Raw genomic sequence first — 6,264 nt, 5'->3', positions numbered from 1 at the left:
TCGCCAGGGCGGCCAGACCCGTGGCCGCCGCCGTGGCCGTCGCGACCGCCAGCGTCCACCGGCGTCGCGCCCCACCCCCGGAACGACGGGCCGGCGTCGACGATTTCCCCGTGTGCATGAGTGCTCCTCACCAACATCGCGAGTCTTCAGTCTCACACAGGAGGGCGGTCCGGCCGCCTGAGCGAAAACGCCCAGTTCAGCGCGGGTCAGGGCGCGATGTTGAGGTGCTCGATCACCCGTCGCGCGACCGATTCGTCGCCGCTGACCGTGATGTTGACCTGCGCCGGTTCGGCGCGCCCGGCGATGAGGCGCCCCAGCCCGGCGGTGCTCAGCGAGATCACGGTGCGTTGATCGTCCTCGCCCTCGTGCTTCTCTCCGGTGAACAACGGCTCGCCGCGTCGCTTGCCGTCCTCGGTCTCGACGACGCGCACGCCCATCCGCCCCACGAGCGGCCCGGTGAGGTCGATGATCACGGCGTGGCCGGGCTCGATGGCCGCGGACTTGGCCACGACCCGCGGCAGTGACCGCTCGAACTGGGCCATCGTCACGGCCGCGGCCGGGGAGTCCAGGTTGCCCGGCTGGCCCAGGGCGAGGCGGATGTCCTGCTCGTGGGTCCACACGTCGAAGCAGCGGGTGCGCAGCCCGGCCACGAGCGGCATCGGGCCGATCGGCATGGTCACGACGGTCTCGGGGGTGAGGGAGCCGGAGTCGAGCCCATCGCGCAGCTGCGCGTGCCGCTTCGCCAGCACCAACTCGAGTTCGTCGACGACGGCCTGACCGGGGCGGTCGCGGCGCAGCTCGACTCCGGCCTCGGTGCGTTCACCCATCGCGCTGCGCACGTGGGCCCGGTCGGCGCCGGCCACCGGCGGCGGGGCCGCGCCACCGGCGAGTTGATCCTCGATGTCGGTGACGTGGCTGATCTGGTCCTTGACGCTCCAGCCCGGGCAGGCCGTCTCGAGCGCAAACTCCTCGGTGCGGCAGCTGCCGCCCAGATCGATGATCGCCTGGACGCTGTGCGCCCACGCGGCGAGGATTCCGTCGACGTCGTCGGGGGCGGCGGGGTGAAGGGCCATGCGGTGACGGTACCGGCGCGGCCTACCCTTGTCACCATGACCAGCACGGACGCCCCACCTGCCCCAGCCTCCGCTGCGGGGACCTCGAAGGCCAGGATCGGCGCTCCGCTGGCTCTCCTGGCGACCGCCGCGCTGGTGACGGTGCTCATCGCTGCCGGCCTGGGCGGAGCGGTGACGGCGTACGTCGTCGGGGACCCCGGAGCGGTCGTGCGGTGGGGTCTGCCGATCGTGCGCGTCATCCATGACGCGGCGGCCGCGGTGACGATCGGCCTGCTCTCCCTGGCGGCGTTCCTCATGCCGGAGACGACGCGGACCCACCGTCGCGTCACGGCCACCCGGATCGCGGCGGTCGCCGCCGTCGTCTGGGCTCTCGCCGGTTTGGTGCACGTGCTCCTGACCTTCGCCGACCTGGCCGGGATGCCGCTGACCGACCCGTCGTTCGCCACTCAGGCGCAGGTGTTCCTGTGGGAGCTCGACCCCACGCGCACGGCGCTCATTGCGTCGATGTGCGTGGCCGTGGTGGCGATCTTCGCGTTCATCGTCACGACGAAGACGGGCATGGCGTGGCTGACGGCGCTGAGCGTGTTCTCGCTGCTGCCGTTGGCGCTGGTCGGGCACTCGGCGTCGAGCCGCGATCACATGGGCGGGATCAACGCGATCGCTGTGCACATGATCGCCGCCTGTGTCTGGGTCGGTGGGCTGGTTGGGTTGGCCATCATGCGTGGCCCCCTCGGCACGCATCTGGCGGTCACCGCCCGGCGTTACTCGTCGGTGGCGGCGTGGGCGTTCACGGCGTTGCTCGCCTCCGGTGTGCTCGCCACGTACATCAACCTCGCCGAGTGGGGCGACCTGGTCAGTTGGTACGGCGCGATCATCGTCGTCAAGGCGGTCGCGCTGGCACTGCTCGGTCTGGCCGGATGGGTGCACCGGCGTCGGACGCTGGCCAAACTCGACTCCGACCCGGCTTCGCGTTCGCTGTTCGCGCGTCTGCTCGTCGGCGAGGTCGCGCTGATGGGAGTCGCGTTCGGCGCGGCGGCCGCTCTCAGCCGTACGCCGTCGCCGGGCGAGGCCAAGCTGGAGGCCCCCGCGAGCTTGGTCTACGACCTCACCGGGTACCCCGACCCGGGGCCGCCGCCGTCCAACGCGTGGTTCGCGTCGTGGACGATCGACTGGCTCTGGCTCCCCGTCGCGCTCGTGGCCATCGGGGTGTACTGGCACTGGGCGCTGCGCCTGCGCCGACGCGGTGACGACTGGCCGGTGCTACGCACGGTGAGCTGGACGATCGGGTGGCTGGTCTTCATCTACTTCACCAGCGGGGCTCCGGGCACCTACGGCAAGGTGCTCTTCAGCTGGCACATGATCATGCACATGGGCATCGCGATGATCGCGCCGATCTTCATGGTGCTCGGAGCGCCGATGCTCTTGGCCCTGCGCGCACTCCCGGCCCGGCCGGACAAGACCCTCGGACCACGCGAGTTCCTCCTCGGTCTGGTGCACAGCCGCTATCTCAAGGTCGTGGCCAACCCGGCGTTCGCCGCCGCGATGTTCTTCTTCTCGATGGCGATCTTCTACTTCACACCGTGGTTCGAGTTCTCGCTGACCACCCACACGGGACACACGTTGATGATCCTCCACTTCCTCATGAGTGGGTACTTCTTCGTGTGGACGCTCATCGGCATCGACCCCGGGCCGCAACGCTGGTCGCCGCTGGCGTTGATGATCGTGCTGTTCGTGACGATCAGTTTCCACGCGTTCTTCGGGGTGATCCTCACCGGCCTCGACACCGTGCTGGCGCCCGGGTTCTTCAACGTCATCGACCTGTCCTGGCCGGTCGACCCGCTGCGTGATCAGGTCATCGGCGGGCAGATCGCCTGGGGCGTCGGGGAGGCGCCGACGTTGACCCTGGCGCTCATCCTGGCGATCCAGTGGGTGCGCAGCGACGACAAGGAGGCGCGGCGACGCGACCGGCAGGCCGACCGCGACCACGACGCCGAGTTGACCGCGTACAACGAGTACCTGGGCAAGCTGCGCCAGGCGACGGACCGATACGAGGGCGCGGAGCGGCGCGACCAGCCGTGACGCTCTCAGCAGGTCTTGTAGATCGTGCGGGCGCTCTTGCCGGCGAAGCGCGAGTTGCCGTTGTAGGTCGCGCGGTAGATGAAGCAGTCCGCGGTGCGCTTGGTGTCGGTGAAGGAGTAGTAGCCGTTGGACCGGGTGGTGCGTGATCCGGCCTTCGTCCAGGACAGCGTGCCCGACTTGCGGCGGTCGATCCGCACCCACTGGTTGGCGAGGACCTTGCCGTCGCTGCTGCGTCGCAGGCTGCCGCGGACGGTGGCCTTGCCGGCGGTCGATTCGACCCACGCGCTGATGCGGGTCGGCGCGCCGAGGGTGACCTTGGTGATCGCGGCGTTGCTCGTCGCGGCCTGGTACACGGTGCTCCCGGAGTAGAGGGCGCGGTACTGGCGGCTGCGGTCGGCGAGGCGGTAGTGGTGGAATCGCCCGTACTTGTCCGTGGTCACGGTGGCGTAGGTCTGCCACGGTCGGGTGGTCCAGGCGCGCCGCGACTGCAGTCGGATCTTTCGCCCAGCCATGGGCGCGTAGGTCGACGTGCGGAACAGGTCGCCCTGCACGCGGGTCTTCTCGCCCTTGCCGAGGGTGTCCGGGGTGGCGTCGAGGCGCATGGTCGTGTCCGCCTTGGCCGTGGTGGACATGGTGACGGCGGTGGCCGCGGTGGCGGCGGGGACTGCCGGCGAGGCGGGGACCAGCGGGATCACGGTCAGGGTCAGGGCCGCCGTCGCAGCGACGGCCAGGGCGGAGGTGCGGATGGTGGGCACGGCTCACTCCAGAGAACGTCGGTCGGGATTCCGACCCCACGTTACCCGTGATGCAGATGAGTCAGGAGTTGCGCGTGGTGCCGAATGGTGCGGGTGGCACCGTCAGCATTCGGTGGAGGTCAGGCGCGTGACGACACCGGTTCGGCGGCCACGGGCAGCCCCCACGCGTCCGCCAGGAGCTCGAAGGAGCGCCGTCGGGCGGCCGGATCGTGCGTGTACGTCACGGTGATGACCTCGTCGAGGCCGTGAACCGCGACGAACTCCTCGAGTTCGGCGACGACCGTCTCGGGCGTGCCGACGAAGCGGGCGAACCCGTGCGGGTCGGGGGCCACATCGAGCAGCTGCGGCGGGAGGACGTCGGCGAGATTGTCGACCGGCGGGTCCAGCGGCGCGATCTGGCCGGTGCGGAGGCGAACGGTCATGAGCGCGGAGGTCGTGTGCAGCCGCTCGGCCTCCTCCATGGTGTCGGCGACGATGACGTTGGCGCCGGCCATGACGGTGGGTCGGTCGACCTGGGCGGTCGGCGCGTCGGGGGTGAAGCGCTCGCGGTACACGCGCAGTGCCGTGTCCATGCCGGGTCCGGAGAAGTGCGAGGCGAACGAGAAGGGGAGGCCGAGCGCGGCCGCGACCTGCGCTCCTCCGGTCGATGACCCGAGCATCCAGATCGGCACCTCGGTGCCCTCACCCGGCAGTGCGCGGACCTGGCCCGGCTTCTCGGGGCGGGCCTCGCGGGGCCCGAGATAGTGCACGAGGTCGAGGACGTCGCGGGCGAATGTGTCGAGTTCACCGGTGCCGCGTCGCAGGGCGGCCGCGGTCATCGGGTCGGTGCCCGGGGCGCGCCCCAGGCCGAGGTCGATCCGATCTCCGTAGATCGAGGCCAAGGTGCCGTAGTACTCGGCGACCATGAGCGGAGCGTGGTTCGGCAGCATCACGCCACCGGAGCCGAGTCGAATGCGCGAGGTGTGCTCGGCGGCGCGGCCCAGCAGGAGGGAGGTGGCCGAGGAGAGGAACGCGTCGGAGCCGTGGTGCTCGGCCATCCAGAGGCGGTGGAAACCCAGGCGATCGGCGTCGCGCGCGAGGTCCAGACTCGAGGCGAAGGCCTCTTGATCGGTCATGCCGTGCGAGACGGGCACGAGGTCGAGAACGGACAGGGGTACGCGTTTCGTCGGGTCAGCCACGTTGGGTGCAACCCGCGTGAGGGTGATTTCGTTCCCGCGCCGCTATCGTCGTCACCGTGGAACCCCCCGTCATCAGCGTCATCAACGGCCCGAACCTCAATCTGCTCGGGCAGCGTGAGCCCGAGATCTACGGCTCCGACACCTTGGCCGACGTGGAGTCTCGTTGTGCGGCCGCGGCGGGCGCGCTCGGCTTCGCGGTGGCGTGCTTCCAGTCCAACCACGAGGGCGCGATCATCGACGAGATCCATCGGCTGCGGGCGACCGCGGCAGGGTTCGTCGTCAACCTCGGGGCGTACACGCACACCTCCGTGGCAATTCGGGACGCGCTCGCGACCGTGGCGGGGCCGATCGTCGAGGTGCACATCTCGAACGTGCACGCGCGCGAGTCGTTCCGGCATCACAGTTACGTCTCGGACCTGGCCTCCGGCGTCATCGTCGGCTGTGGTGTTCAGGGGTATGACTTCGCCGTTGCGCGGATTGCGGAGTTGGCGCGGGCCTGAGTGTCGCGGGCCTGAGTGGCAGGCTGGCCTGAACGTTGCGTGGGGGTCGCCCCTGAGATCCGTCGGGGTGTACTCGGTGAGACATGGGTAGTTCTGCCCATGGTCGTTGTCGGTGGTGGCCTCTAGATTTATTCCTGTCGAGAGGGAGGGCCGCGAGGTCGCAACATCGACAACGAGGGAATGGCGCTTCTGCTGGGGGGCAGAGGACGTCGACCATCTCGCCTCTGGGGGGAGGCGAGATGGCAGCCTCGGACAGCGTGGGGGCGCTGTCCGAGGCTTTCTTCGTTGCCTGGGAGGGCGTTTCGGGCCGGTCAGGTCTGTCCGTTCGTGACCGCCACTCACCTTGCCATGGCTCCCGGAGTCGTGGGGGGTTCCGGTCGTGCAGGTTTGCTCGGGTTGCTCTGTTTCTCTCGGGTGTGCCACTTTGACCTCGTACGCATCATTAGCACCACTCTGCTGACTTGTGAGAATGTTTGTTCGCTTTTGGCGTAAATCTCTGGACTTTGTCGGTGGTTGCTCGTACAGTTGTTCGCATGAATGGTTCGGGGGGTCGTGACTGGTCTGGTGGCCGGGTTGCCGTGTTGGAGGACAGCGCGGCGTGGTTGACGTGTGATCTTCCGGGGGCGTTGTGGCAGGCCAGCGGTTCGGATCTGACCGGGTTGATGGGGCGGTTGGATGT

At 69.2% G+C, this 6,264-nt stretch carries 5 protein-coding genes; 2 read left to right on the top strand and 3 right to left on the bottom strand.

The features are described from left to right. Positions 1-206 precede the first annotated feature (206 nt). The gene (locus tag KD1_RS16990) at positions 207-1,073 is read right to left on the bottom strand and encodes a maleylpyruvate isomerase family mycothiol-dependent enzyme (RefSeq protein WP_068403260.1); all 867 of its coding nucleotides are present in this window, start codon (positions 1,071-1,073) and stop codon (positions 207-209) included. A 36-nt stretch (positions 1,074-1,109) separates the two neighbouring features. Between KD1_RS16990 and KD1_RS14995 the strand changes: the two genes are divergently transcribed. Beyond that, on the top strand, positions 1,110-3,152 hold the full coding sequence (locus KD1_RS14995) for a bifunctional copper resistance protein CopD/cytochrome c oxidase assembly protein (RefSeq protein ID WP_068403258.1): 2,043 nt from the start codon (positions 1,110-1,112) through the stop codon (positions 3,150-3,152). A gap of 5 nt (positions 3,153-3,157) precedes the next feature. On the opposite strand, the gene KD1_RS14990 is transcribed toward KD1_RS14995, so the two are convergent. Together KD1_RS14990 and KD1_RS14985 are read right to left on the bottom strand one after the other, a co-directional pair. Next, positions 3,158-3,907, bottom strand: a complete 750-nt coding sequence (locus tag KD1_RS14990; protein ID WP_068403256.1) for a hypothetical protein — start codon at positions 3,905-3,907, stop codon at positions 3,158-3,160. 119 nt (positions 3,908-4,026) lie between these two features. Next, a complete protein-coding gene (locus tag KD1_RS14985) occupies positions 4,027-5,085 on the bottom strand; it encodes an LLM class flavin-dependent oxidoreductase (protein WP_281177626.1) in 1,059 nt (352 codons plus the stop codon). A gap of 56 nt (positions 5,086-5,141) precedes the next feature. On the opposite strand from KD1_RS14985, the gene aroQ reads away from it, so the two are divergent. Continuing rightward, complete coding sequence (gene aroQ, locus KD1_RS14980; protein WP_157073395.1) at positions 5,142-5,585, top strand: type II 3-dehydroquinate dehydratase; 444 nt, start codon at positions 5,142-5,144, stop codon at positions 5,583-5,585. Positions 5,586-6,264: the final 679 nt, after the last annotated feature.

This window comes from Kribbia dieselivorans NBRC 106261, assembly GCF_001552435.1.
Taxonomy (GTDB): domain Bacteria; phylum Actinomycetota; class Actinomycetes; order Actinomycetales; family Dermatophilaceae; genus Kribbia; species Kribbia dieselivorans.
The sequence above is the reverse complement of the archived record's forward strand: the minus strand, read 5'-3'. Positions and strand labels throughout refer to the sequence as shown.